This window comes from Micromonospora sp. WMMD736, from assembly GCF_049179015.1.
Taxonomy (GTDB): Bacteria; Actinomycetota; Actinomycetes; order Mycobacteriales; family Micromonosporaceae; genus Micromonospora.
On sequence record NZ_JBMHMI010000001.1, the window covers coordinates 4,758,866 to 4,783,493 of the forward strand.

The 24,628-nt window shown below is 70.4% G+C and carries 21 protein-coding genes; 19 read left to right on the forward strand and 2 right to left on the reverse strand.

Annotated features, from left to right (window positions below):
* Window positions 1-23 precede the first annotated feature (23 nt).
* From ACN269_RS21535 to ACN269_RS21620, 18 genes are all read left to right on the forward strand, one after another.
* A complete protein-coding gene (locus tag ACN269_RS21535; RefSeq protein WP_421474108.1) occupies window positions 24-734 on the forward strand; it encodes a demethylmenaquinone methyltransferase in 711 nt (236 codons plus the stop codon).
* A gap of 112 nt (window positions 735-846) precedes the next feature.
* The gene (locus ACN269_RS21540) at window positions 847-1,071 is read left to right on the forward strand and encodes a hypothetical protein (RefSeq protein ID WP_421474109.1); all 225 of its coding nucleotides are present in this window, start codon (window positions 847-849) and stop codon (window positions 1,069-1,071) included.
* Window positions 1,072-1,210: 139 nt separating this feature from the next.
* On the forward strand, window positions 1,211-2,488 hold the full coding sequence (locus ACN269_RS21545; protein WP_421474110.1) for a geranylgeranyl reductase family protein: 1,278 nt from the start codon (window positions 1,211-1,213) through the stop codon (window positions 2,486-2,488).
* A 135-nt stretch (window positions 2,489-2,623) separates the two neighbouring features.
* A complete protein-coding gene (locus ACN269_RS21550) occupies window positions 2,624-2,989 on the forward strand; it encodes an NADH-quinone oxidoreductase subunit A (protein WP_007454588.1) in 366 nt (121 codons plus the stop codon).
* Window positions 2,990-3,003: 14 nt separating this feature from the next.
* A complete protein-coding gene (locus tag ACN269_RS21555; protein WP_007454590.1) occupies window positions 3,004-3,681 on the forward strand; it encodes a NuoB/complex I 20 kDa subunit family protein in 678 nt (225 codons plus the stop codon).
* A complete protein-coding gene (locus ACN269_RS21560) occupies window positions 3,678-4,415 on the forward strand; it encodes an NADH-quinone oxidoreductase subunit C (RefSeq protein ID WP_421474111.1) in 738 nt (245 codons plus the stop codon). The genes ACN269_RS21555 and ACN269_RS21560 overlap by 4 nt, the downstream gene beginning before the upstream one ends.
* Window positions 4,412-5,737: an NADH-quinone oxidoreductase subunit D gene (locus ACN269_RS21565; protein ID WP_421474112.1), complete on the forward strand. Its 1,326-nt coding sequence runs from the start codon at window positions 4,412-4,414 to the stop codon at window positions 5,735-5,737. Before ACN269_RS21560 ends, ACN269_RS21565 begins: the two co-directional genes overlap by 4 nt.
* Window positions 5,734-6,933 carry an NADH-quinone oxidoreductase subunit NuoE gene (gene nuoE / locus ACN269_RS21570; protein ID WP_421474113.1) on the forward strand — a complete coding sequence of 400 codons (1,200 nt, stop codon included), beginning with the start codon at window positions 5,734-5,736 and terminating at the stop codon, window positions 6,931-6,933. Before ACN269_RS21565 ends, nuoE begins: the two co-directional genes overlap by 4 nt.
* The gene (gene nuoF, locus ACN269_RS21575) at window positions 6,930-8,246 is read left to right on the forward strand and encodes an NADH-quinone oxidoreductase subunit NuoF (RefSeq protein WP_421474114.1); all 1,317 of its coding nucleotides are present in this window, start codon (window positions 6,930-6,932) and stop codon (window positions 8,244-8,246) included. Before nuoE ends, nuoF begins: the two co-directional genes overlap by 4 nt.
* Complete coding sequence (locus tag ACN269_RS21580; RefSeq protein WP_421474115.1) at window positions 8,246-10,738, forward strand: NADH-quinone oxidoreductase subunit G; 2,493 nt, start codon at window positions 8,246-8,248, stop codon at window positions 10,736-10,738. The genes nuoF and ACN269_RS21580 overlap by 1 nt, the downstream gene beginning before the upstream one ends.
* A complete protein-coding gene (gene nuoH, locus ACN269_RS21585) occupies window positions 10,735-12,087 on the forward strand; it encodes an NADH-quinone oxidoreductase subunit NuoH (RefSeq protein ID WP_421474116.1) in 1,353 nt (450 codons plus the stop codon). Before ACN269_RS21580 ends, nuoH begins: the two co-directional genes overlap by 4 nt.
* A gap of 1 nt (window position 12,088) precedes the next feature.
* A complete protein-coding gene (nuoI, locus tag ACN269_RS21590) occupies window positions 12,089-12,730 on the forward strand; it encodes an NADH-quinone oxidoreductase subunit NuoI (protein ID WP_421474117.1) in 642 nt (213 codons plus the stop codon).
* Complete coding sequence (locus tag ACN269_RS21595; RefSeq protein ID WP_421474118.1) at window positions 12,727-13,497, forward strand: NADH-quinone oxidoreductase subunit J; 771 nt, start codon at window positions 12,727-12,729, stop codon at window positions 13,495-13,497. Before nuoI ends, ACN269_RS21595 begins: the two co-directional genes overlap by 4 nt.
* A complete protein-coding gene (gene nuoK, locus ACN269_RS21600; protein ID WP_421474119.1) occupies window positions 13,494-13,793 on the forward strand; it encodes an NADH-quinone oxidoreductase subunit NuoK in 300 nt (99 codons plus the stop codon). The genes ACN269_RS21595 and nuoK overlap by 4 nt, the downstream gene beginning before the upstream one ends.
* A gap of 12 nt (window positions 13,794-13,805) precedes the next feature.
* Window positions 13,806-15,731, forward strand: coding sequence for an NADH-quinone oxidoreductase subunit L (nuoL, locus tag ACN269_RS21605; protein WP_421474120.1), 1,926 nt, complete (start codon window positions 13,806-13,808; stop codon window positions 15,729-15,731).
* A 64-nt stretch (window positions 15,732-15,795) separates the two neighbouring features.
* A complete protein-coding gene (locus ACN269_RS21610; RefSeq protein WP_421474121.1) occupies window positions 15,796-17,328 on the forward strand; it encodes an NADH-quinone oxidoreductase subunit M in 1,533 nt (510 codons plus the stop codon).
* Window positions 17,325-18,878 (forward strand): NADH-quinone oxidoreductase subunit NuoN, encoded by a 1,554-nt coding sequence (nuoN, locus tag ACN269_RS21615; protein WP_421474122.1) that lies wholly within the window; start codon window positions 17,325-17,327, stop codon window positions 18,876-18,878. The genes ACN269_RS21610 and nuoN overlap by 4 nt, the downstream gene beginning before the upstream one ends.
* A 90-nt stretch (window positions 18,879-18,968) precedes the next feature.
* The gene (locus ACN269_RS21620) at window positions 18,969-20,054 is read left to right on the forward strand and encodes a polyprenyl synthetase family protein (protein WP_421474123.1); all 1,086 of its coding nucleotides are present in this window, start codon (window positions 18,969-18,971) and stop codon (window positions 20,052-20,054) included.
* A gap of 146 nt (window positions 20,055-20,200) precedes the next feature.
* Here ACN269_RS21620 and ACN269_RS21625 read toward each other — a convergent pair whose 3' ends face one another.
* Complete coding sequence (locus tag ACN269_RS21625; RefSeq protein ID WP_421474124.1) at window positions 20,201-21,382, reverse strand: MFS transporter; 1,182 nt, start codon at window positions 21,380-21,382, stop codon at window positions 20,201-20,203.
* 154 nt (window positions 21,383-21,536) lie between these two features.
* Here ACN269_RS21625 and ACN269_RS21630 point away from each other — a divergent pair, with 154 nt between their 5' ends.
* On the forward strand, window positions 21,537-22,319 hold the full coding sequence (locus ACN269_RS21630) for an IclR family transcriptional regulator (protein ID WP_421474125.1): 783 nt from the start codon (window positions 21,537-21,539) through the stop codon (window positions 22,317-22,319).
* Between the two features lie 111 nt (window positions 22,320-22,430).
* Here ACN269_RS21630 and ACN269_RS21635 read toward each other — a convergent pair whose 3' ends face one another.
* Window positions 22,431-24,557 carry a PhoX family protein gene (locus ACN269_RS21635; RefSeq protein ID WP_421474126.1) on the reverse strand — a complete coding sequence of 709 codons (2,127 nt, stop codon included), beginning with the start codon at window positions 24,555-24,557 and terminating at the stop codon, window positions 22,431-22,433.
* Between the last annotated feature and the right edge of the window lie 71 nt (window positions 24,558-24,628).

Genomic DNA, 24,628 nt, shown 5'->3' on the forward strand with positions numbered 1-24,628 from the left:
GTCGGGCTGGCAGAGTGGACGGGGTGAGCCGTTCCCCACAGGGCCAGCGCGCCAGTCTCGACAAGCAACCGCACGAGGTCGCCGCGATGTTCGACGGCGTGGCCGAGCGTTACGACCTGACCAACACCGTGCTCGCCTTCGGGCAGGACCGCTCCTGGCGGCGGGCCACCCGCGCGGCCCTGGGGCTGCGGCCCGGTGAGCGGGTGCTGGATGTGGGAGCGGGCACCGGTGTGTCGACCCGTGAGCTGGCCCAGTCCGGGGCGTACGCGGTGGGGGCGGACCTGTCGCTGGGCATGCTCCAGGTCGGCAAGCGGGTGCGTCCCGAGGTGCCGCTGTTGGCCGGCGACGCGCTGCGGCTGCCGTTCGCCGACGCGAGCTTCGACGCGGTGACCATCTCCTTCGCCCTGCGGAACGTCAACGACACCGACGCCGCGCTGCGTGAGCTGGCCCGGGTCACCCGGCCCGGCGGCCGGCTGGTGGTGTGCGAGTTCAGCACCCCGGTCAATCCGGTCTTCCGGACGGTCTACCTGTCGTACCTGATGCGGTCGCTGCCGGTGGTGGCCCGCGCGGTGTCGAGCAATCCCGACGCGTACGTCTATCTGGCCGAGTCGGTGCGGGCCTGGCCGGACCAGGCGGCGCTGGCCGGCCGGGTGGCCGCGGCGGGGTGGGGTCGGGTGGCGTGGCGCAACCTGACCGGTGGCGTGGTGGCGCTGCACCGGGCCGTCCGCGCGTAGCAGCCGGGCCGTCCGCGCGTAGCAGCCGGGCCGTCCGCGCGTAGCACGCGAGACGCCTGCGCGTTTAGGGAATATCCGACTTTAGTCCACTTTGCGCCGTAGGCTCTTCGCCATGACCGGAGCAGACCCGGCGAGCCCGGTGGCCGCCACCGACGACGACGCGGCCGAACTCATCGCGCAGTTGCGCGCGCTGGCCGGCGCGGACCCAGCGGACGTCCGGCAGGTGGTCGCCGAGGTGCTGGCCGCCCTGGACCGTGCGGCGGGCGGCGCGCTACGCGAGCATCTACCGGAGACGATCCGGGTCGACGCCGGCCTGGACGCGCCCAGCCCGGCCTGACAGTCGGCTGCTGTGGACGGTCGCTGACTGTCACATCGGCGAGTTAGGTACCCCTGATCCTGCGCAGGTATGACGCCGGTCATACACTCGTCCCGTCTGGCTTGTGAAGCATTTCACGAGCGTGCGGGAGGAGGCGCGAATGACCGCGGTGGAACACGACGCCGATGTCATCGTCGTTGGCGCCGGTCCCGGTGGATCGGCAACTGCGTACCACCTGGCCCGGCACGGCGTACGGGTCCTGGTGTTGGAGAAGACCGAGTTTCCCCGGGAGAAGGTCTGCGGTGACGGACTGACCCCGCGTGCGGTGCGCCAGCTCATCCGGATGGGCGTGGACACCTCGCCCGAGGCCGGCTGGCTGCACAACAAGGGTCTGCGGGTGATCGGCGGCGGCGTACGCCTGGAACTGGACTGGCCCGAGTTGGCCAGCTTCCCGAACTACGGGCTGGTCCGTACCCGGCTGGACTTCGACGACCTGCTCGCCCAGCGGGCGGTCGCGGCCGGCGCCAAACTGCGGACCCAGGTCAACGTGCTGGGCCCGGTGCTCGACGACGACGGCCGGGTGACCGGCGTGCAGGCGGAGGTGGGACCCGGCAAGGAGCCCGCCACCTTCCACGCCCCGCTGGTCGTGGCCGCCGACGGCGTCTCCGGCCGGTTCCCGCTCGCGCTCGGGTTGGCCAAGCGGGAGGACCGGCCGATCGGCGTGGCCGTCCGCCGCTACTACCACTCGCCGGCCAAGCACGACGACGACTACCTGGAGTCGTGGTTGGAGCTGCGTAGCAAGGACAGCGGCGACAACCTGCTGCCCGGGTACGGCTGGATCTTCGGGCTCGGCGACGGGCGGGTCAACGTCGGCCTCGGCGTGCTCAACTCGTCGTCCGCGTTCGGCAAGACCAACTACCGCCGGCTGCTCACCGACTGGCTGGCCAACACCCCGGCCGAGTGGGGGATGACCGACGAGGCCAACGCGGACGGCCCGATCCTCGGTGCCGCCCTGCCGATGGGCTTCAACCGGGTGCCGCACTACACCCGTGGCGTCCTGCTGGTCGGCGACTCCGGCGGCATGGTCAACCCGTTCAACGGCGAGGGCATCGCGTACGCCATGGAGTCCGGCGAGCTGGCCGCGGAGGTGGTGGTGCAGGCGCTCGCGCGTCCGGCCGGGCCGGAGCGGGAGCGGGCGCTGCTGGCGTACCCGAACGAGTTGAAGGCCCGCCTCGGCGGCTACTACCGCCTCGGCGGCATCTTCGTGAAGCTGATCGGCCGTCCGGAGATCATGCGGATCGCCACCAAGCACGGCATGCCCCATCCGACGCTGATGCGTTTCGTCCTCAAGTTGCTGGCCAACCTGACCGACCCCCGTGGTGGGGACGCGATGGACCGGGTCATCAATGCGCTGACGAAGGCCGCGCCCGCGGTCTAGACAGGACGGCATCGGTGCTGGTCACAGCCCCGACGCCGACAAAGATCGACCCCCGCCGGCAGCCACCGCGAGGGACGTGAATAGTGTGATTTTCGTCAAGCACTGACGGCAGGGAAGGACGAGCAGGAGAAAACGATGTCGCTCTCGCCTTACGCACCGATCATCGGGCTGTTCGCCCTCGCCGCGGCGTTCTCGCTGTTCTCCGTCGGCGCCGCCCGCTTCGCCGGTCCCCGTCGTTACAACAAGGCCAAACTCGAGGCGTACGAGTGCGGCATCGAGCCCAGCCCGCAGCCGGTCGGCGGTGGGCGGTTCCCGATCAAGTTCTACCTGACGGCGATGCTCTTCATCGTCTTCGACATCGAGATCATCTTCCTCTACCCCTGGGCGGTCTCGTTCGACGCTCTGCCGATCTTCGGCTTCGTGGAGATGGTCCTGTTCATCGTCGCGGTCTTCGTTGCGTACGCCTACGTGTGGCGGCGCGGCGGCCTGGACTGGGACTGAGGAAGGAACGTCAGATGGGCATCGAGGAGAAGCTCCCCGCCGGCGTCCTGCTCACCTCGGTGGAGAAGCTGGTCAACTGGTCCCGGAAGTCGTCCGTGTGGGGCGCCACCTTCGGCCTGGCCTGCTGCGCCATCGAGATGATGGCCGCCGGTGGTCCGCACTACGACATGGGCCGCTGGGGCATGGAGGTCTTCCGGGCCTCGCCCCGACAGGCCGACCTCATGATCGTGGCCGGCCGGGTCAGCCAGAAGATGGCACCGGTGCTGCGCCAGATCTACGACCAGATGGCCGAGCCCCGTTGGGTGCTCTCGATGGGTGTCTGCGCCAGCAGCGGCGGCATGTTCAACAACTACGCCATCGTGCAGGGCGTCGACCACGTCGTACCCGTCGACATGTACCTCCCCGGCTGCCCGCCCCGGCCGGAGATGCTCATCGACGCGATCCTCAAGCTCCGCGAGAAGATCATGTACGAGCCGCTGGGCCCGAACGGTCGCAAGATGCTGGCGGCCCGCCAGGAGCGCGGTGACGTTCCGGTCGTGCCGTACGGCTCGATGCCGTCCTCCTACCGCAACGACAAGGCCCGGCGTGCCGAGTGGACCCAGGCGGTCCGCGAGGGGCGCGAGGAGCAGTTGCGGATCGAGAACTGGATGAACGCCCAGAACCATCTCCACCCGCAGGCAGGCCCGAAATGACGTCTCCCACGGACAAGACCAACGACGGCGGGGTGCCGGTACCGGTGACGCCGCCCGGCGCCAGCGCGACCGCCCCGGCCGAGTACCCGCCGGCCACCCCGGCCGGTCGCGGGATGTTCGGCAACCAGGGCACCGGTGACGTGTCCGGCTACGGCGGCCTGGTCCGCCCGCGTCAGCCGATCGAGGAGGCCAACCGGCCGTACGGCGGGTACTTCGACGAGGTCCGTGACGCGCTGGAGGAGGCGTACCCGGCCTTCGGCGACGCCATCGAGAAGGTGGTCGTCGACCGGGGCGAGCTGACCCTGCACGTCCGGCCGGAGCGGATCGCCGAGGTCTGCCAGGTGCTGCGCGACGACCTCGCGCTGCGGTTCGAGCTGTGCTCCTCGGTGTCCGGGGTGGACTACCTCGGCGCGGACGAGCGCCGGCTGCACGTCGTCTACCAGCTCACCTCGATGACCTACCGCCGCCGGCTCCGGCTGGAGGCCGCGGTCCCGGCCGGCTCGCCGCACCTGCCCAGCGTCACCGCCGTCTACCCGACGGCCGACTGGCAGGAGCGCGAGGCGTACGACATGTTCGGCATCGTCTTCGACGGCCACCCCAACCTGACCCGGATCCTCATGCCGGACGACTGGGAAGGCCACCCGCAGCGCAAGGACTACCCGCTCGGTGGCGTGCCCGTCGAGTACAAGGGCGCGGAAATCCCACCGCCGGACCGTAGGAGGTCCTACCAGTGACCACGTCGAACTACGCGACCGAACGCGAGACCACCGAGGGCCGGGTCTTCACCGTCACGGGTGGGGACTGGGACACGGTCGTGTCGGGCACCGACCCGATCAACGACGAGCGCATCGTGGTCAACATGGGTCCGCAGCACCCGTCCACCCACGGGGTGCTGCGACTGATCCTCGAGTTGGAGGGCGAGACGGTCCGCGAGGCCCGCTCGGTCGTCGGCTACCTGCACACGGGCATCGAGAAGAACCTCGAGTACCGCAACTGGGTGCAGGGTTCGACGTTCGTGACGCGGATGGACTACCTCTCGCCGATCTTCAACGAGACGGCGTACGCCCTCGCGGTGGAGAAGCTGCTCGGCATCACCGACGACGTCACCGAGCGGGCCACCACCATCCGCGTGCTGATGATGGAGCTCAACCGGATCTCGTCGCACCTGGTCTGGCTGGCCACCACCGGCATGGAGCTGGGCGCCATCTCGATCATGCTGTACGGCTTCCGCGAGCGGGAGTACATCCTCGACATCTTCGAGACCATCACCGGCCTGCGGATGAACCACGCGTACGTCCGGCCCGGCGGTGTGGCGCAGGACGTGCCGGACGACGCGATCCGCAAGATCCGCGAGTTCCTCAAGATGATGCCGAAGAAGCTCAAGGAGTACGAGGACCTCCTCTCCGGCCAGCCCATCTGGACCGAGCGGACCAAGGGCGTCGCGGTGCTGGACGTGACCGGCTGCGTGGCGCTCGGCGTCACCGGCCCGGTGCTGCGTTCGGCCGGGCTCGCCTGGGACCTGCGCAAGACCATGCCGTACTGCGGCTACGAGACGTACGAGTTCGACGTGCCGACCCACCCCGACGGTGACGTCTGGGGCCGCTACCAGGTCCGGCTCGCCGAGATCCGGGAGTCGATGAAGCTGGTCGAGCAGGCGTTGGACCGGCTGCGGCCGGGCCCGGTGATGGTCGCCGACCGCAAGATCGCGTGGCCCGCGCAGCTCGCCATCGGCGTCGACGGCATGGGCAACTCGCTGGAGCACGTCGCGAAGATCATGGGTCAGTCGATGGAGTCGCTGATCCACCACTTCAAGCTGGTCACCGAGGGCTTCCGGGTCCCGCCCGGCCAGGTGTACGTCGGCATCGAGTCGCCGCGCGGCGAGCTGGGCGTGCACGCCGTCTCCGACGGTGGCACCCGGCCCTACCGGGTGCACTACCGGGAGCCGAGCTTCGTCAACCTCCAGGCCCTCCCGGCGATGGCCGAGGGCGGCCTGATCGCCGACGTGATCGCCGGCGGCGCTTCGCTGGATCCCGTGATGGGTGGGTGTGACCGATGACCGTCTTCACCGAAGAGACCCGGGAGCGGGCGCGCGAGATCATCGCCCGCTACCCGGCGGACCGGTCCCGCTCGGCGCTGCTGCCGCTGCTGCACCTGGTCCAGGCCGAGGAGGGGTACGTCTCTCCGGCCGGCGTGACGTTCTGCGCCGAGGTGCTCGGGCTGAACAAGGCCCAGGTCGGCGCGGTCGCCACCTTCTACACCATGTACAAGCGCAAGCCCACCGGCGACTTCCTGGTCAGCGTCTGCACCAACACCATGTGCAACGTGCTGGGCGGCCAGGAGGTCTACGACACCCTCTCCGAGCACCTGGGTGTCGGGCACGACGAGACGACCGCCGACGGCACCATCACGTTGGAGCACGCCGAGTGCCTGGCGGCCTGTGACTACGGCCCGGTGATGACCGTCAACTACGACTTCTTCGACGGCGTGGACCCGACCACGGCGGTCGGTGTGGTCGACGAGCTGCGGGCGGGCGGCCGGCCGATGCCGACGCGCGGCGCGCGGCTGTGCACGCTGAAGGAGATGGCGGTGCAGCTCGCCGGTTTCGCCGACGAGCGCGACGGCGCGGTCGCCGACGGCGGGCCGGGCGAGCCGACCCTGCGGGGTCTGCGGTTGGCGCAGGAGCACGGCGTCTCGGTGCCGGGCTTCGACCCGAACACCCCGATCCGCAGCAAGGCCGAGGCCGACAAGGCGGCCGCCGAGGCGAAGGCGAAGGCGGAGGCGGCCAAGCCTGCCCCCGTCGAGGCCACCACGGCACCGGTCAAGGGCGGCGACGGCGCGGCCACCCCGACCGCGGCACCGGCAACTCCGGTCACCGGCGGCGACGGCGCGGCCACCCCCACCGGCAACGCCGAGCCGGTCGAGCCGGCGGCGGCCACCGGCAGCACCGCGCCGGACGTGAAGGCGCCGGACGACAAGTCGCCGCAGGTGCGTACCGCCGAGACCCGGCAGCCCGACGCGGGCACGGCGGTTCCGGACGCGCCCGGCACCAAGGCGCCGGCCCAGACCTCGCCGCCGGCGCCGCGCGACGCGCAGGCAGCCCAGGCCGCTGGTGCGGCGGCCAACGCCCCGGCCGGCGACGGCAAGCCGGCCGGTGACTCGACCGGCGCACAGGAGCGCAACCTCACCGAAGCGTCGGCGGACGCGGATGGCACGGACCACGCCGCCGCGAGCGAAACGGGGGCCCAGAAGTGACCACTCCCCGCCCGGAGACGCTGGCCAAGCTGACGCCGGTGCTGACCAAGCGCTGGTTGTCACCGGACGCCTGGCGGATCGGCACCTACGAGCAGCTCGACGGTTACGCCGCGCTGCGCAAGGCCCTCAAGGCCCACCCGGACGACCTGATCCAGCTGATCAAGGACTCCGGACTGCGCGGTCGTGGTGGCGCCGGCTTCCCGACCGGTCTGAAATGGGGCTTCATCCCGCAGGGCGACGGCAAGCCGCACTACCTGGTGGTCAACGCCGACGAGGGCGAGCCGGGCACCTGCAAGGACCTGCCGCTGATGACTCACGACCCGCACGCGCTGGTCGAGGGCGTGATCATCGCGTCGTACGCGATCCGGGCCAGCCGCGCCTACATCTACATCCGGGGCGAGGCCGTGCACGCCGCCCGGCGGCTGCGCAACGCCGTCCAGGAGGCGTACGACAAGGGCTACCTGGGCCGGAACATCCTGCGCAGCGGCTTCGACCTGGAGCTGGTGGTGCACTCCGGCGCCGGGGCGTACATCTGCGGCGAGGAGACGGCGCTGCTCGACTCGCTGGAGGGGTTCCGGGGGCAGCCCCGGCTGCGCCCGCCGTTCCCGGCCACCCACGGCCTGTACGCGAGCCCGACGGTGGTCAACAACGTCGGCACCATCGCCAGCGTCCCGCCGATCGTGCTCGGCGGGGCCGACTGGTGGAAGTCGATGGGCACCGAGAAGTCCTCCGGGCCGATGATCTACTCGCTCTCCGGACGGGTCGCCAACCCGGGCCAGTACGAGTGCTCGATGGGCGTCACGCTGCGCGAGCTGCTGGAACTGGCCGGCGGCATGCAGCCCGGTCACAACCTGCGGTTCTGGACCCCGGGTGGATCGTCGACCCCGCTGCTCGCCGCCGAGCACCTGGACGTGCCGCTGGACTTCGAAGGTGTGGCGGCGGCCGGCTCGATCCTGGGCACCACGGCCACGCAGATCTTCTCCGACCAGGACTGCCCGGTCTACGCGACCTACCGGTGGCTGGAGTTCTACCACCACGAGTCGTGCGGCAAGTGCACCCCGTGCCGCGAGGGCAACTACTGGATGGTCCGGGTCTACCGGCGGATCCTCGCCGGCCAGGGCACCCACGAGGACCTGGACACCCTGCTGGACACCTGCGACAACATCCTCGGCCGTTCGTTCTGCGGCCTGGGTGACGGCGCGACCAGCTCGGTGACCTCGTCGCTGAAGTACTTCAAGCAGGACTACCTCGACTACATCGAGGGTCGTAAAGCTCCCATGCTGTCGGAGAAGACCCTGGTAGGGGCGCACTGATGACCGACGTAGCCAAGCAGACCGAGACCGTCACCCTCACCATCGACGGCGTCGAGGTCACCGCCCCGAAGGGGGCGCTGCTGATCCGGGTCGCCGAGCAGATGGGCACCGAGATCCCCCGGTTCTGCGACCACCCGCTGCTGGCCCCGGCCGGCGCGTGCCGGCAGTGCCTGGTCGAGGTGGAGGGGCAGCGCAAGCCGGTTGCCTCCTGCACCCAGACCGTCGCCGACGGCATGGTCGTCCGGACCCAGCTCACGTCCCCGGTCGCCCAGAAGGCGCAGGAGGGGGTGATGGAGCTGCTGCTCCTCAACCACCCGCTCGACTGCCCGATGTGTGACAAGGGCGGCGAGTGCCCCCTGCAGAACCAGGCGATGTCCACCGGCCGCACCGACTCGCGCTTCCACGAGCACAAGCGCGAGTACGAGAAGCCGATGGCGATCAGCAGCCAGGTGCTGCTGGACCGCGAGCGCTGCGTGCTCTGCCAGCGCTGCACCCGGTTCTCCGAGGAGATCGCCGGCGACAAGTTCATCGACCTGATGGGCCGGTCGTCCGCCGAGGAGATCAACATCTACCGGGACGACGCGTACGGCGAGCAGGGCGACGACGGTGACGTCCCGTTCAACTCCTACTTCTCCGGCAACACCGTGCAGATCTGCCCGGTGGGGGCGCTGACCGGAGCCCAGTACCGGTTCCGGGCCCGCCCGTTCGACCTGGTGTCCAGCCCGAGCGTCTGCGAGCACTGCTCGGCCGGCTGCGGGCAGCGCACCGACTGGCGGCGCGGCAAGGTGCTGCGCCGGCTCGCCGGTGACGAGCCGGCCGTGAACGAGGAGTGGAACTGCGACAAGGGTCGGTGGGGCTTCCAGTACACCCGGGCCGCCGACCGTCTGACCACTCCGCTGGTCCGCGACGAGCACACCGGTGAGCTGCGGGAGGCGTCCTGGAGCGAGGCGCTGACCCGGGCCGCCGAGGGGCTGCACGCGGCCCGCGAGGGCGGCCAGGGCACGGCGGTGCTCACCGGCGGTCGGCTGACCGTCGAGGACGCCTACGCGTACGCGAAGTTCGCCCGGGTCGCGCTGAACACCAACGACATCGACTTCCGGGCCCGGCCGGTCTCCCGCGAGGAGGCCGACTTCCTGGCCAGCTCGGTCGCCGGGGTCACCGACGTCACCTACACCGACGTGGAGAACGCGCCGGCCGTGGTGCTGGTGGGCCTGGAGCCGGAGGAGGAGTGCCCGATCCTCTTCCTGCGGCTGCGCAAGGCGTACCTCAAGAAGACCCTGACGGTGTACGCGCTGGCGCCGTTCGCCACCCGCGGCCTGGAGAAGCTCGGTGCCAAGCTGGCCCGGGTCGTGCCGGGCGAGGAGGCGAGCGTGCTCGCCGAGCACGCCACGGTCAGCGAGGCGCTCAGCGCGCCCGGCGCGATCCTGATCGTCGGCGAGCGGCTGGCCACCGTGCCGGGTGGGCTCTCCGCCGCCGCGGACGTGGCCCGGCGTACCGGTGCGAAGCTGGCCTGGGTGCCGCGGCGCGCGGGTGACCGCGGCGCGGTCGACGCGGGCTGCCTGCCCAACCTGCTCCCCGGGGGCCGGTTGGTCACCGAGCCGGCCGCGCGGGCCGAGCTGGGCGAGGCGTGGGACATTCCGGCCGGGGTGATCCCGAGCCAGGCCGGTCGGGACACCGACGGCATCCTGGCGGCGGCGGCCAACGGACAGCTCGGCGCGCTGGTGGTCGGCGGTGTCGACCCGGCCGACCTGGCCGACCCGCGGCTGGCCGAGGCCGCGCTGGACGCGGTGCCGTTCCTGGTCAGCCTGGAACTGCGCGCCAGCGCGGTGACCCGGCGGGCCGACGTGGTGCTGCCGGTCGCGCCGGTGGTCGAGAAGGCCGGCAGCTTCCTCGACTGGGAGGGCCGGCTGCGTCCGTTCGAGGCGGTGCTGAACACCGCCGCGATGACCGACGGGCGGGTGCTCGACGCGCTGGCCGCGCTCCTCGACGTTCGCCTCGGCACCGCCGACGTGCCGAGTGTCCGCCGCGAGCTGGGTTCGCTGCCGGCCACGCGTACGACCCGGCCGTCCGCGCCGTCGGTGTCGCCCGGCACGGTGCCGCACCCGGGCGCCGGGGAGGCCGTGCTGGCGACCTGGCACCAGCTCGTCGACAACGGCACCCTGACCGAGGGCGACGAGCACCTGGCCGGGACCGCCCGCCCGCCGGTGGTCCGGCTGGGCAAGGGCACCGCCGAGGCGCTCGGTGTCGCCGACGGTGACGCGGTCACGGTCGGCACCGACCGGGGTGCGCTGACGCTGCCGGCGGAGCTCACCGAAATGCCGGACGGCGTGGTCTGGCTGCCCACGAACTCACCCGGTTCGACCGTGCGACGCAGCCTCGGGGCGACGTCCGGCACGGTCGTCCGGATCTCCGTCCCCGCATCGGGTACGGCCATCCCGGCCGGACGCGTGGCGGCCGACGAGACCATCCTCAGTTCTGGGGGTAACCAGTGAACTCGATCGTCCTGGCCCAGGATCCGACGCTCGCCGATTTCGGCAGGGATCCGTGGTGGCTGGTTCTCGGCAAGATCGTCTTCGCCTTCGCGTTCGGTCTGCTGGCCACCCTGCTCGGCGTCTGGTTCGAGCGGCGTGTGGTCGGTTACATGCAGGTGCGGCCCGGCCCGAACCAGGTCGGCCCGCTCGGCCTGCTGCAGACCCTGGCCGACGGCCTGAAGATGGCCTTCAAGGAGGACATCCTCCCGAAGGCGGCCGACAAGGTCGTCTACTTCTTCGCACCGACGATCTCGGTGATCTGCGCGGTCACCGCCCTGTCGGTGGTGCCGTTCGGCCCGATGGTGAGCATCTTCGGCCACCACACGCCGTTGCAGGTCACCGACGTGCCGGTGGCCGTGCTCCTGCTGCTGGCCTGCTCCTCCATGGGCGTCTACGGCATCGTGCTGGGCGGCTGGGCCTCCGGCTCGACGTACCCGCTGCTCGGTGGTCTCCGGTCGAGCGCCCAGATGATCTCGTACGAGGTCGCGATGGGGCTCAGCATCGTGGCGGTCTTCATGACCGCCGGCACGATGAGCACCAGCGGGATCGTCGCCAAGCAGGCCCACGGTACGCAGCTGTCCATCTTCGGCCAGACGATCCCGGCACCGGGCTGGTACGCGATCCTGCTGCTGCCGAGTTTCATCATCTTCTTCATCGCCACCGTGGGTGAGACCAACCGGGCGCCGTTCGACCTGCCCGAGGCCGAGTCCGAATTGGTCGCGGGCTTCATGACCGAGTACAGCTCGCTGAAGTTCGCGCTCTTCATGCTGAGCGAGTACGTCGCGATGGTGACCATGTCCGCGGTCACCACCACGCTGTTCCTCGGCGGCTGGCGGGCGCCGTGGCCGATCACGCTGTGGGAGGGCGCCAACTCCGGTTGGTGGCCGATGCTCTGGTTCTTCGGCAAGGTGATCGCGCTGGTCTTCGTCTTCGTGTGGCTGCGCGGCACGCTGCCCCGACTGCGCTACGACCAGTTCATGCGCTTCGGCTGGAAGGTGCTGCTGCCGATCAACCTGGTCTGGATCCTGGTCCTGTCGGGCCTGCGCTCGATCGAGGACTGGGACACGCGCGGCAAGGTCATCGCGGTCGGCGTCCCGGCCGGCATCCTGCTGCTGGCCACGCTGTTCTGGCCGAGCCGCAAGACGCAGCCGAAGCCGACCACGCAGGAGCAGGTCGACAGCCGGCCGTTCGGGAGCTTCCCGCTGCCGCCGATGGATCTACAGGTACCACCGAGCCCGCGTATCACGCGCGTGGTCGCCGAGCGGGAGCCGGCCAACATCGTCGCCGGCTCGGACTCCAGGGAGGTGTGACGTGGGCGCGATCACCGGAACGTTCAAGGGATTCGGTGTCACCTTCTCGCACATGTTCAGGAAGGTCGTCACCACCGACTATCCGTTCAAGCCGCCGGTGTCGGCGCCGCGCTACCACGGGCGGCACATCCTCAACCGGCACCCGGACGGCCTGGAGAAGTGCATCGGCTGCGAGCTGTGCGCCTGGGCCTGCCCGGCGGACGCGATCTACGTCGAGGGTGGCGACAACACCGACGAGCAGCGCTTCTCGCCGGGTGAGCGGTACGCCAGCACCTATCAGATCAACTACGCCCGGTGCATCTTCTGCGGGCTGTGCATCGAGGCCTGCCCGACCCGTTCGCTCACCATGAGCAACGAGTACGAGCTGGCCCGGGACAACCGGCAGGATCTGATCTTCACCAAGGAGCAGTTGCTCGCCCCGCTGTTGGAGGGCATGGAGCAGCCGCCGCACCCGATGCGGCTGGGCGACAGCGAGAAGGACTACTACGTCGGCGCGCTGGACAACCCGGGCACCTCCGCGGGGGCCGAGACGTCGCCGATGGGCCCCGGCCGCTACCAGGTCGAGGAGCACCCCGGCGTGACGTTCCCGGGCGCCGAGCAGGCCGCCCAGCGCGCGGCGGTCGGCAAGGGAGAGGGAGCATGACCACGTCTACGGTGCTGGCCGCGGCGGGCGGGGTGTCCGGCGGCGAGCAGGTCACCTTCTGGATCCTCGCGCCGCTCGCGCTGATCGGCGCGATCGGGATGGTGGCGGCCCGCAACGCGGTGCACTCGGCGCTCTGGCTGGTGCTGACCATGCTCTGCCTGGGCGTGTTCTACGTGCTCCAGGCCGGGCCCTTCATCGGCATGGTGCAGATCATCGTCTACACCGGCGCGATCATGATGCTCTTCCTGTTCGTGCTGATGCTGGTCGGCCGGGATTCCACCGACTCTCTGATCGAGACGTTGCGCGGCCAGCGGGTCGCCGCGATCGTGCTGGGGTTGGGCTTCGCCGGTCTGGTCGGCGGCGCGCTCTACCGGGCGCTGGAGGGCACCACCGCGGTCGGCCTGGACGAGGCCAACGCGGAGGGGAACGTGCAGGGCATCGCCCGGCTGCTCTTCACCAAGTACGTCTTCGCGTTCGAGCTGACCTCGGCGCTGCTGATCACCGCGGCGGTCGGCGCCATGGTGCTCGCGCACATCGAGCGGCGCAAGCAGGACAAGCTGGACCAGCCGGCGACCATGCGGGCGCGCTTCGCGCCGGGCAACTACCCGGGCCCCAAGCCCGGCCCCGGCGTCTTCGCGACCTCCTCCTCGGTGGCCACCCCGGCGCGACTGCCGGACGGCCGGCTCACCGAGCGGAGCACGCCGGACATCCTGCCGGTGCGTGAGCTGACCGCGCAGGAGACCACGTTGAAGGGGACGGACTCATGACGCCCGACTACTACCTGGTGCTGGCCGCGGTGCTGTTCACCATCGGCGCCGCCGGGGTGCTCGTCCGGCGCAACGCGCTCGTGCTGTTCATGTGTATCGAGCTGATGCTCAACGCCGCCAACCTGACGCTGGTCACCTTCAGCCGGATCAACGGTGACCTCAACGGCCAGATCATGGCGTTCTTCGTGATGGTGGTGGCCGCCGCCGAGGTCGTGGTCGGCCTCGCGATCATCATGGCCATCTTCCGGACGCGACGCTCGGCGAGCGTCGACGACGCCAACCTGCTGAAGTACTAAAGGGGTCCACCGGTGGAAGAGACTGTGGAATACGCCCACGCCACGGGGTTGCTCGGGGGCGTCTGGCTGCTGGTGGCGATCCCGCTGGTCAGCGCGGCCATCCTGCTGCTGCTGGGCCGGCGGGCCGACCGCTGGGGGCACTGGTTGGGCGTCGCAGCCATCGGCGCCGCGTTCGTCCTCGGGCTGGCGTCCTTCTTCCAGCTGCGGGGCCTGGAGAACAAGTCGGTCGAGCTGAGCCTGTGGGACTTCATCGCGGTCGGTGACCTGCGGGTCGACTTCGGCCTGCTGTTCGATCCGCTGGCCGCCGTCTTCGTGCTCCTGATCACCGGCGTCGGCTTCCTGATCCACCTGTACGCCGTCGAGTACATGGCGCACGACGGGGGGCGTCGCCGGTTCTTCGCGTACTTCAACCTGTTCGTCGCCGCCATGCTGCTGCTGGTGCTCGGCAACAACTACGTGATGCTCTACTTCGGCTGGGAGGGCGTCGGTCTGGCGTCGTACCTGCTGATCTCCTTCTGGTACGGGCGGCCGAGCGCCGCCACGGCCGGCAAGAAGGCGTTCCTGATGAACCGGGTCGGTGACACCGGCCTCGCCATCGGCATCTTCATCATGTTCGCGACCCTCGGCACCACCCAGTACGACGAGGTCTTCAACGGCGTCGGTTCGCTGACCGGCACCACCGTGCTGGTCCTCGGCCTGTTGCTGCTGCTCGGCGCGGCCGGTAAGTCCGGCCAGTTCCCGTTGCAGGCGTGGCTGCCGGACGCGATGGAGGGCCCCACTCCGGTGTCGGCGCTCATCCACGCCGCCACCATGGTCACCGCCGGCGTCTACCTGATCGCCCGCTCGAACCCGATCTTCTCCGCGAACTCGACGCTCCAGCTCGTGGTGGTCAGCGTCGGGGCGCTCACCCTGCTGATGGGCTGCATCATCGGCGCGGCCAAGGACGACATCAAGCGGGTGCTCGCCTGGTCGACGGTGAGCCAGATCGGCTACATGTTCCTCGGCGTCGGCCTCGGTGGCGGGGCGTACGCGCTGGCCATCGTGCACCTGCTGGCGCACGGCTTCTTCAAGGCCAACATGTTCCTGGGCGCCGGCTCGGTCATGCACGGCATGAAGGACCAGGTGGACATCCGCCGCTTCGGTGGGCTGTCGTCGTACATGAAGGTCACCTGGTTGACGTTCATGATGGGCTGGCTGGCCATCATCGGCATGTTTCCGTTCTCCGGCTTCTTCTCCAAGGAGCCGATCATCGTGGCCGCCTTCGAGCGGGAGGACTGGACCGCCTGGCTCTACGGCGGTGCCGCGCTGCTCGGTGCCGGGCTGACCGCCTTCTACATGACGCGGCTCTTCGTGCTCACGTTCCACGGTCCGAAGCGGTGGACCGAGGACATCGAGCACCCGCACGAGTCGCCGAACCTGATGACCATCCCGCTGATCCTGCTGGCGATCGGCTCGGTCGGGGCCGGTTTCCTGCTCTCCACCTCGGTGCCGGACTGGCTGACCTCCACCGCCGGACTCGGCGGTGAGCACGCGGAGCACGAGCCGGTCCTCTCGCACCTCGTGATCACCACGCTGTCGCTGCTGGTCACCGTGCTCGGCGCCGGCCTGGCCTGGTTCCTGTTCCGGGCCGGTACGGCCACCGCGCCGCAGCCGGCCGGAATCCTGGTCACCGCCGCCCGACGCAACCTCTACACCGACGCCGTCAACGAGGCGGTCTTCGAGAAGCCGGGCATCTTCCTCACCCGGGCGCTGGTCTTCCTCGACAACCGGGGCATCGACGGCCTCGTCAACGGGCTCGCCGCCGCCGTCGGCGGTGGCTCGGGTCGACTCCGGCGGATGCAGACCGGCTTCGTCCGCTCGTACGCCACCTCGATCCTGGCCGGCGCGCTGCTGGTGATGGCGGCGTTCCTGGCGGTGCAGGCGGGGTGGTTGGCGTGACCGACCCGAAGACGCCCGCCCCCGCCGGCGGACCACGCATCCACGACGGAGGTAAGGCCGCATAATGTCCAACTTCCCGTTCCTCTCGGTGCTCACCGTGGCACCCCTGGTGGGCGCTCTGGTGGTGGCCTTCCTGCCGCGCCGCAGCCCGGAGCTGGCTAAGCAGGTGGCGTTCGCCTGGTCGCTGCTGGTGCTGGTGCTCTCGGTGGTGATGTGGGTCAGCTTCAACGCCGGCGGTGACCGGTTCCAGTTCCGGGAGTCGTACTCCTGGATCCCGAACTGGGGTGTCAGCTTCACCTTCGCCGCCGACGGCATCGCGCTGGTGATGCTGATGCTGATCGCGGTGCTGGTGCCGTTGGTGATCCTGGCGTCCTGGCACGACGCCGAGTCGTCGAAGCGGTCCATCCCGGTCTACTTCGCGCTGCTGCTGATCCTCGAGAGCACGATGATCGGCGTCTTCGCGGCCGCCGACGTCTTCCTGTTCTACGTGTTCTTCGAGGTCATGCTCGTGCCGATGTACTTCCTGATCGGCAGCTACGGCGGCCACCAGCGGCAGTACGCGGCGGTGAAGTTCTTCCTCTACTCGCTCGTCGGCGGTCTGTTCATGTTGGCCGCGGTGATCGGCCTCTGGGTGGTCGGCGGCAAGACGTTCGACTGGCAGGCGCTCTCGCAGGTCGACATCAGCACCGGCACCGAGCGGTGGCTGTTCCTCGGCTTCTTCCTCGCGTTCGCCATCAAGGCCCCGTTCTTCCCGTTCCACACCTGGCTGCCGGACGCCGGTGGTGCCGCCCCGGCGGGTGCCGCTGCGCTGCTGGTCGGTGTGCTGGACAAGGTCGGCACGTTCGGCATCCTGCGCTACTGCCTGCCGCTGTTCCCCGAGGCGTCGAAGTGGTTCGCGCCCTGGGCGTTGGCGCTGGGCGTGATCGGCATCATCTACGCGGCGCTGCTGGCGGTCGGTCAGAACGATCTCAAGCGGCTGGTGTCGTACACCTCGATCGCGCACTTCGGCTTCATCGGCGTGGGCATCTTCGCGTTCACCACCCAGGCCGGCACCGGCGCGGTGCTCTACATGCTCAACCACGGCCTGGCCACCGGCCTGCTCTTCCTCGTGGTGGGCATGCTGGTCGCCCGGCGCGGTTCGGCGCTGATCAGTGACTTCGGTGGGGCCGGCAAGCTGGTCCCGGTGCTCGCCGGTGTGCTGTTCTTCGCCGGTCTGGCCTCGCTGGCGCTGCCGGGTACCGCGCCGTTCATCTCCGAGTTCCTGGTGCTGATCGGCACGTTCACGGTGAACAAGCCGGTGGCGGTCATCGCCACGCTCGGCATCATCCTGGCGGCGGCGTACGTGCTGTGGATGGTGCAGCGCACCACGCAGGGCACGCTCAACCCGGCACTGACCGAGGTGGACGGGATGCGCCGGGACCTCAACCTGCGTGAGAAGGTCGTGGTCGCCCCGCTGATCGCGCTGATCGTGCTGCTCGGCTTCTACCCCAAGCCGGTCACCGACGTGATCAACCCGGCCGTCCAGGCGACCATGGACGACATCGGCAGGACCGACCCCGCCCCATCGGTGGGCACCGTCCAGGAGGCGGCAAAGTGACCGAGTTGAAACTGCCGTCGCTCGACTACGCGGCGCTCGCCCCGATCATGATCATGCTGAGCGCCGCGTTGCTCGGCGTGCTGGTCGAGGCCTTCGTGCCCCGGCGCTCGCGGCACCTGGTGCAGCTGACGCTGGCGCTGCTGGCCGTGCTCGCCGCGCTGACCATGGTGGTCCTCAACGCCGACGACCGGCTCATCACGGCCGGTCAGGCCATCGCGGTGGACGGGCCGACGCTGTTCCTCCAGGGCGCGATCCTGGTGCTGGCGGCCATGGCGCTGCTCCTGATCGGCGACCGCTCGGTGGAGCGGGGCGGCGCTTTCGTCGCCCAGGCCGCCGTGACGGCGGAGTCGGCCGACGACCGGAAGCAGGCCGAGGGCCGCAACGGCCTCACCGAGGTGTACCCGCTCATCACGTTCGCCATCGGCGGCATGCTGATCTTCGTGGCGGCGAACGACCTGCTGACCATGTTCATCGCGCTGGAGGTCTTCTCCCTCCCGCTCTACCTGCTCTGTGCACTGGCTCGCCGCCGACGGCTGCTGAGCCAGGAAGCGGCGATGAAGTACTTCCTGCTCGGCGCGTACGCCTCGGCGTTCTTCCTGTTCGGTGTGGCCCTGATCTACGGCTTCACCGCCGGTGTTCCGGGCCGTTCCGCCGGTGTCGACTTCGCGACCGTCAACGCTGCGGTGAGCGAGTCGCCGGCCAGCCCGGTGCTGCTCTTCGCCGGCATGGCGCTGCTCGCCATCGGTCTGCTCTTCAAGGCCGCGGCGGCACCGTTCCACGTCTGGACCCCGGACGTCTACCAGGGTGCGCCGACCCCGGTCACCGGCTTCATGGCGGCCTGCACCAAGGTCGCCGCGTTCGGTGCCCTGCTGCGCGTCTTCCACGTCGCGTTCGAGGGCGGAGGCTGGGACTTCACCCCGGTCCTCGGCGCGGTGGCGGTGCTGACCATGCTCGTCGGCGCGGTGCTCGCGGTGACCCAGACCGACATCAAGCGGCTGCTCGCGTACTCCTCGATCGCCAATGCCGGCTACCTGCTGGTCGGCGTGCTGGCGCCGAGCCGCGACGGGCTCTCCGGCACGATGTTCTACCTGGTCGCGTACGGCTTCTCGGTGCTCGCCGCGTTCGCCGTGGTGACCCTGGTCCGGGACGCCGACGGCGAGGCCACCCACCTGTCCCGCTGGGCGGGGTTGGGCCGGCGCTCGCCGTTCTTCGCCGCGGTGTTCACGTTCATCCTGCTGGCCTTCGCCGGTATCCCGCTGACCAGCGGGTTTACCAGCAAGTTCGCCATCTTCGGGCCGGCCCTGGAGGGCGGTCAGGCGTGGCTGGTGATCGCCGGTGTGCTGACCAGCATGGTGCTCGCGTTCCCGTACCTGCGGGTCGTGGTGATGATGTGGCTGTCCGAGCCGGGCGAGTCCACCCCGACCGTGACGGTGCCGGGCGGGCTCACCTCTGCCGCCCTGATGATCGGCGTGGTGGCCACCCTGGCGTTGGGTGTCGCCCCGGCGCCGCTGCTCGACCTGGCTACCGGAGCTGCCGAATTCGTGCGGTGAGACGTGGCTCGACCACCGGGGGCCGGCGCGCGACAGCGTGCCGGCCCCCGGTGCGTATCCCCGAGCCGGAGCAGGTAGAACGGGTGTGGCATGGTTGATGGTGTGGTGATTCCGGCTGGCGAGCGTTCAGGTGCCACCGGTTCCGGCGGTCGCCGGGGTCGGGCGAGCATGAGTCAGTTCGGCGCGCTCGGCCTTGATCTCGCCGATGCCCGCGTCGAGGCGTCCGTGCTGGGCCTGCTGGAAGCGGTCGAGGTCGAGTTGGGTGCCAGTGTGGCCAGCGCCGACCCGTTCGTCTCCGAGGCGGCCCGGCACCTTCTCGACGCCGGGGGTAAGCGGTTCCGGCCGCTGCTGGTGGCGCTCGGCGCCCAGTTCGGTGATCCCACGGGTGCGCAGGTGGTCCCGGCGGCCGTGGTGATGGAGCTCACGCACCTGGCCACGCTCTACCACGACGACGTGATGGATGAGGCGGACGTGCGGCGGGGCGCGCCGAGCGCCAACTCGCGTTGGACGAACTCGGTGGCCATCCTGGTCGGCGACTACCTCTTCGCCCGCGCCGCGGACATCGCGGCGGACCTCGGCCCGGAGGCCGTCCGGTTGCAGGCGCGGACCTTCGCCCGGCTCGTGCACGGGCAGATCGCCGAGACGGTGGGGCCGCGTGCCGGCGACGACCCGGTCGCGCACTACCTGAACGTGATCGCCGAGAAGACCGGCTCCCTGATCGCCACGTCGGCCCGCTTCGGCGGCATGTTCAGTGGCGCTCCGGCGGAGCACGTCGAGGCTCTCGCCGGGTACGGCGAGACGATCGGTGTCGCCTTCCAGCTCTCCGACGACCTGCTGGACATCGCCAGCGAGTCGGTGCAGTCGGGCAAGACGCCCGGCACGGACCTGCGCGAGGGAGTCCCGACGCTGCCGGTGCTCTACGCCCGTGCGGCCGACGACTCCGACGCCTCCTCGGTGCGGCTGCGGGAGATCCTGGCGACCGGTCCGTTGACCGACGACGCGCTGCACGCCGAGGCGCTGGGGCTGCTACGGGAGAGCCCGGCGCTCAAGCGTGCCCGGGAGACCGTGCGCAGCTACGCCGAGGATGCCCGCGCCTGCCTGGCCCCGCTGCCCGCGAACTCGTCCCGCCAGGCCCTCGAGTCGCTCTGCGACTACATAGCCGACCGCACCAGCTAACCGCCTCCCCCTCTCCCCTCCCCCTCCCCCTCCCCCCCGTTAGCGCACGTTGATCATGAAGTTATTGCCTCGACACGCCGAGTGATCGAGCAATAACTTCATGATCACCCGGCCGGGGTTGGGGCGGCCGGGGTTGGGGCGGCGGGTCAGGGGTGGGTTGCGGTGAGGAGGCGGCTGCCGGTCAGCATCAGGGCGGCGGCCAGGAGCATCGCCACCGACGCCGTGATCCACATCGCCGGGTAGCCCAGGTGGGCGGCGAGCGGGCCGAGGCTCAGCGGGCCGAGACAGCCTCCCGCGTACACCCCGGTCTGCGTGATCGAGGTGGCGGCGGCCGGAGCCTGCGGGTGCAGCCGGACCACCGCGAAGTTCATGAGGCCGGGCCACGCCCAGCCCAGACCGAACCCGAGCACCACGCCCACCACCAGCGGCGCCGGGCCGGCCACCGCGAGCAGGCCCAGCCCCACCGCCCCGATCACCAGCATCGCGGCGATGAGCGCGACGTGACCACCGGCCAGGCGGTCGGCCAGCCCGCCGGTGCCCACCCGGGCGACGACACAGACCGCGCTGCCCAGGGTCAGGATGAGGCCGGCGAGACCCGGCGAGAGGCCCCGGGCAGCGGCCGAGTCGACCAGGAAGGTGCCGAGCGCGTTGGCCGCGGCCGCCGCCAACGTCGCCGCCGCGCCGACCACCACCAGGGCCGTCGTGGCCCGGCCAGCGCGCGTCCCGTCGGCCCGACGCGCACGACCGGACACCTGCCGGGGTACGGCCGGCAGCGCGGTCAGCGCCGCGACTGCCGCGACCACGAACGCCCAGCGCCAGCCCGCGGTGAGCGCGATGGTGGGCACCGCCACTCCGGCCAACAGGGTCGAGACGGGGATCGCCGCCTGCTTGACGCCGAACGACAGTCCCTGCCTCCTCGGCGGGACGTGCTCGGCGAGAGCCGCGTTGCTGGCCAGTTGGCCGAGGGCGTTCGCGGCGGCGCTGACCGCCAGCAGGGCGAGTAGCACCTCGTACGAGCGGGCGAGCGCTGCCACGGCCAGCATCGACCCGGCGGCCAGCACGATGCCGCAGCGGGCTACCAGCGCCGGCCCGTACCGCTCGACGACGCGTCCGGAGGGCACCGAGGCCAGCGCGCTCACACCGAAGTAGACCGAGACGGCCAGGCCCAGTCCGGCGGGGGAGAAACGGAGATCCCTACCCATCTGGACGGCGAGGCCGCCGAGCAGGAAGACGGGCAGTACGCAGGCCACGGTGGTGGCCACCGCGCCGATGCTGGCCCAGATCGGGCGGGTGCGGACGTACGCGGGGGTGAGGGCGGTGTCGGTCATCGTGCGGCAAACCTACGCGAGTCGCTCTCAGGCAACTCCAGGTGACCGCCGCCGTACGAAGAGTGGATGGTGATCTGGCATCCTCGACCCGAACAGGCATTTCGCACGCGGCCTGTTTTTCATATGGTGTAAGTCCCCGGCGGCGGAGGTGGTTGTGCGCGACCCCTTGGCAGAACCTTCGGACCTGATCCGCAGCGTGTCCCGAGCACTGCGGGTGCTCGAGTCGGTCGGTCGCGCCCCGAAGGGCCTGACCGTCAAGCAGATCGCCCGACGGTGTGAGCTGACCGTGGCCACCACCTACCACCTCGTCCGCACCCTTGCATACGAGGGTTACGTGATCCGTCGCGAGGACGGCACGTACATCGTGGGCCTTGAGGTGGCCGATCGTTACCGCGAGTTGGTGACCGCGTTCCGTGGGCCGCCGGTGGTCGGCGAGACGTTGCGGCGGGCCGCCGTCGACACCGGTTACAGCCACTTCCTGGGTCGGTTCGTGGGCGGTCAGGTCGCCATCACGGCGGTGGCCGAGGGGCACCGTTCGCCCTACCTGGAGGATCTCGTTCCCGGCTTCGACGAGGGAGCCCACGCGACCGCCCTCGGCAAGTCCCTGCTCGCCACCCTGACCGCCGAGCAGCGCTTCCGCTACCTCCGCGAGTACGGCATGCGTCCCTTCACCAGCGCCACGCTGACCGCCAGCGAGGCGTTCGAGGCCGACCTTGCCGCCGGTGACCGTCGAGGGATGCAGTTGGAGTTGGGACAGTTCCGCCAGGGGGTCGCCTGCGCGGCGGTGCTCGTCGCGCCCGACAAGGACATGGAACGTCGGGTCGTGCTGGCCTGCGCCCTGCCCGCGAGCGAGATGATGACCTCCGCTCGTGTCGTACGCGCGAAGCTGCTCACCGTCGCCCGTACGGTCGCCGACGGCATCGCCGCCGACCACTGACCGCAGGACGGCCGAGAGGCCCCCTCCCGGGCTGGGAGGGGGCCTCTCGCGGCGGTCCAGCGCCGAACCGCCAGGGCAACGTCAGCGGCCTGCTGGCCGCCTGTGGCAACGTCAACTGCCCACCGGGCCGCCGTCGAGGCGCCAGGTGACCACCACGCCCGGCTTGGCGTAGTCGCCGTCGGGCCAGTTCGACGCCGGGTTTTCCACCGAGGCGCCGGTGATCTCGCCCGGGTGCTGCACCGCGACGAACACCGAGCGGTTGTCGCCGGTGATGAACGGGCCGCAGGTCTCCGCTCCGATCGGCACGGTCAGGAACTGCTTGAGGTGGCCCTTCTCCGGGCCCTCGACGGCGGTGGCGAAGAGGCCGTCGTTGCTGCCCAGCGCGTTGCCGTCGGTGGAGATCCACAGGTTGCCGGTGGCGTCGAAGGCGACGTTGTCCGGGCAGGAGATCGGCGAGACCTGGGTCTTGTCGTACCCGGAGAAGAAGGTCGAGGGGTCGGTCGGGTCGCCGCAGACGATCGGCAGCGACCAGGCGAACGTCTCCGCCGTGTTGTCGTTGCGGTCCTCGACCAGCTCCAGGATCTGCCCGTGCTTGTTGGCGTTGCGCGGGTTGGCCTCGTCCGCCGCCGCCTTGCCGGCCTTGCCGCGGTCGGTGTTGTTGGTCAGTGCCACGTACACCTTGCCGGTGAGCAGGCTCGGCTCGACGTCCTCGGGACGGTCCATCTTGGTCGCGCCGACCTTGTCACCGGCGAGCCGGGTGAAGGTGAGCACATCCGCGGCGGTCATCCCGTCGACGAACGACCTGTTGCCGCTCACCAGCTTGATCCAGCGTCCCCGGCCGTTGAACGCGCCGTCGGCGGGGAGCGTGCCGGAGCCGTCGATCTCGGCGGCGCTGGTCTGGTCGAGCTTCGCCACGTAGAGCGTGCCGGACTCCAATAGGGTCAGGTTGTGCTTGCGGGCGGCCCAGGAGTTGCCCTTGAGGAACTTCTTGTCCGAGACGAACTTGTACAGGTAGTCGAACCGCTCGTCGTCGCCCATGTACGCGACCACGTGGCCGTCCTTGGCGACGATGACGTTCGCGCCCTCGTGCTTGAACCGACCCATCGCGGTGTGCTTGCGCGGGCGGCTCTCCGGGTCGAACGGGTCGATCTCGACGACCCACCCGAACCGGTGCGCCTCGTTGGGGTGCTTGGCCAGGTCGAAGCGCTCGTCGGCGCGTTCCCACTTGCGGCTGCCGCTGGGGTAGCGGCTGGCGGTGCTGATGCCGTACCGGTCGAGCCTCGGCTTCAGCTCGGCCGGGGCGGCGTCCGCGCCCACGAAGTACTGGTTGAAGTTCTCCTCGCCGGAGAGCACGGTTCCCCACGGGGTGACGCCACCGGAGCAGTTGTTCAGGGTGCCGACGACCGTACGGCCCTTGGGGTCGGCGGCGGTCTTCAGCCAGGCCGAGCCGGCCGCCGGGCCGGTCAGGTCGAACTTGGTGCTCAGCGCGGTGACCCGCCGGTTGTACGGCCGGCGACCGTTGCCCACGGGCTGCCACTGCCCGGTGCCACCGACCCGCTCCAGTTCCACCACGGACATGCCGTGCGCGGCCATCGCGGTGCGCAACTGCTCCACGGAGAGTCCGTCCAGACCGGGGAAGCCCGGGAACATGAGGTCCTCGTTGGTGTACTCGTGGTTGACCACGAGCAGCGCCCGCTTGCCCTGCTTGTCCAGCGGCAGCACGCCCACGAAGTCGTTGTTGTAGCCGAACTGCTTCGACTGCGCGGCGGCGCTCTGGTGGTGCAGGTCGAACGCCGGGGCGCCCGGTAGCACCGGGTCACCCCACTTGATCACCACGGCGTGGTCGTAGCCGTTCGGCACGACCAGGGTGTCCAGCTTGTTCGGCGGAATCGGCTTGAAGGTCAGCGCGCCGCTGCCGACGCCCGTGGTGGGACGGCCGAAGCCGAAGTCCTCCGGCACCTCGGGTGTGGTGGGGGCGGCGGCGGCGGGAGCGGCGCCGGCCAGCGCGCCGACCGCCGCGCCGCCGAAGCCGAGCACCAGGGCACCGACCGCGCCGGCCCGGACCACGCCGCGCCGGGACACCTCGGCGTCCACCACGTCACCGAAGTACGCGTTGTCGGACGTGTTCGGAACCGGGTGGTCACAGGCGTTGCCGCAGCGGTACAGGCAGGTCATGGCGTCACGGGTGCCGTGGCGCTTACCGGTCAACAACGGGAGCAGCCGGGGACGGTCGCTCATGGAAGGAGCCTCCAGGTGGGTGGGTGGCGCGACAGGCGGCGTACCAGCCGGACGCTAGGAGGACGCGGTGA

Bases quoted from the DNA above. Each gene is read 5' to 3' on its own strand.
- ACN269_RS21540 (WP_421474109.1), top strand. From the start codon at position 847: ATGACCGGAGCAGACCCGGCGAGCCCGGTGGCCGCCACCGACGACGAC.
- ACN269_RS21545 (WP_421474110.1), top strand. From the start codon at position 1,211: ATGACCGCGGTGGAACACGACGCCGATGTCATCGTCGTTGGCGCCGGT.
- ACN269_RS21550 (WP_007454588.1), top strand. From the start codon at position 2,624: ATGTCGCTCTCGCCTTACGCACCGATCATCGGGCTGTTCGCCCTCGCC.
- ACN269_RS21555 (WP_007454590.1), top strand. From the start codon at position 3,004: ATGGGCATCGAGGAGAAGCTCCCCGCCGGCGTCCTGCTCACCTCGGTG.
- ACN269_RS21560 (WP_421474111.1), top strand. From the start codon at position 3,678: ATGACGTCTCCCACGGACAAGACCAACGACGGCGGGGTGCCGGTACCG.
- nuoE (WP_421474113.1), top strand. From the start codon at position 5,734: ATGACCGTCTTCACCGAAGAGACCCGGGAGCGGGCGCGCGAGATCATC.
- ACN269_RS21580 (WP_421474115.1), top strand. From the start codon at position 8,246: ATGACCGACGTAGCCAAGCAGACCGAGACCGTCACCCTCACCATCGAC.
- ACN269_RS21595 (WP_421474118.1), top strand. From the start codon at position 12,727: ATGACCACGTCTACGGTGCTGGCCGCGGCGGGCGGGGTGTCCGGCGGC.
- nuoK (WP_421474119.1), top strand. From the start codon at position 13,494: ATGACGCCCGACTACTACCTGGTGCTGGCCGCGGTGCTGTTCACCATC.
- ACN269_RS21610 (WP_421474121.1), top strand. From the start codon at position 15,796: ATGTCCAACTTCCCGTTCCTCTCGGTGCTCACCGTGGCACCCCTGGTG.
- ACN269_RS21620 (WP_421474123.1), top strand. From the start codon at position 18,969: ATGGTTGATGGTGTGGTGATTCCGGCTGGCGAGCGTTCAGGTGCCACC.
- ACN269_RS21625 (WP_421474124.1), bottom strand. From the start codon at position 21,382: ATGACCGACACCGCCCTCACCCCCGCGTACGTCCGCACCCGCCCGATC.
- ACN269_RS21635 (WP_421474126.1), bottom strand. From the start codon at position 24,557: ATGAGCGACCGTCCCCGGCTGCTCCCGTTGTTGACCGGTAAGCGCCAC.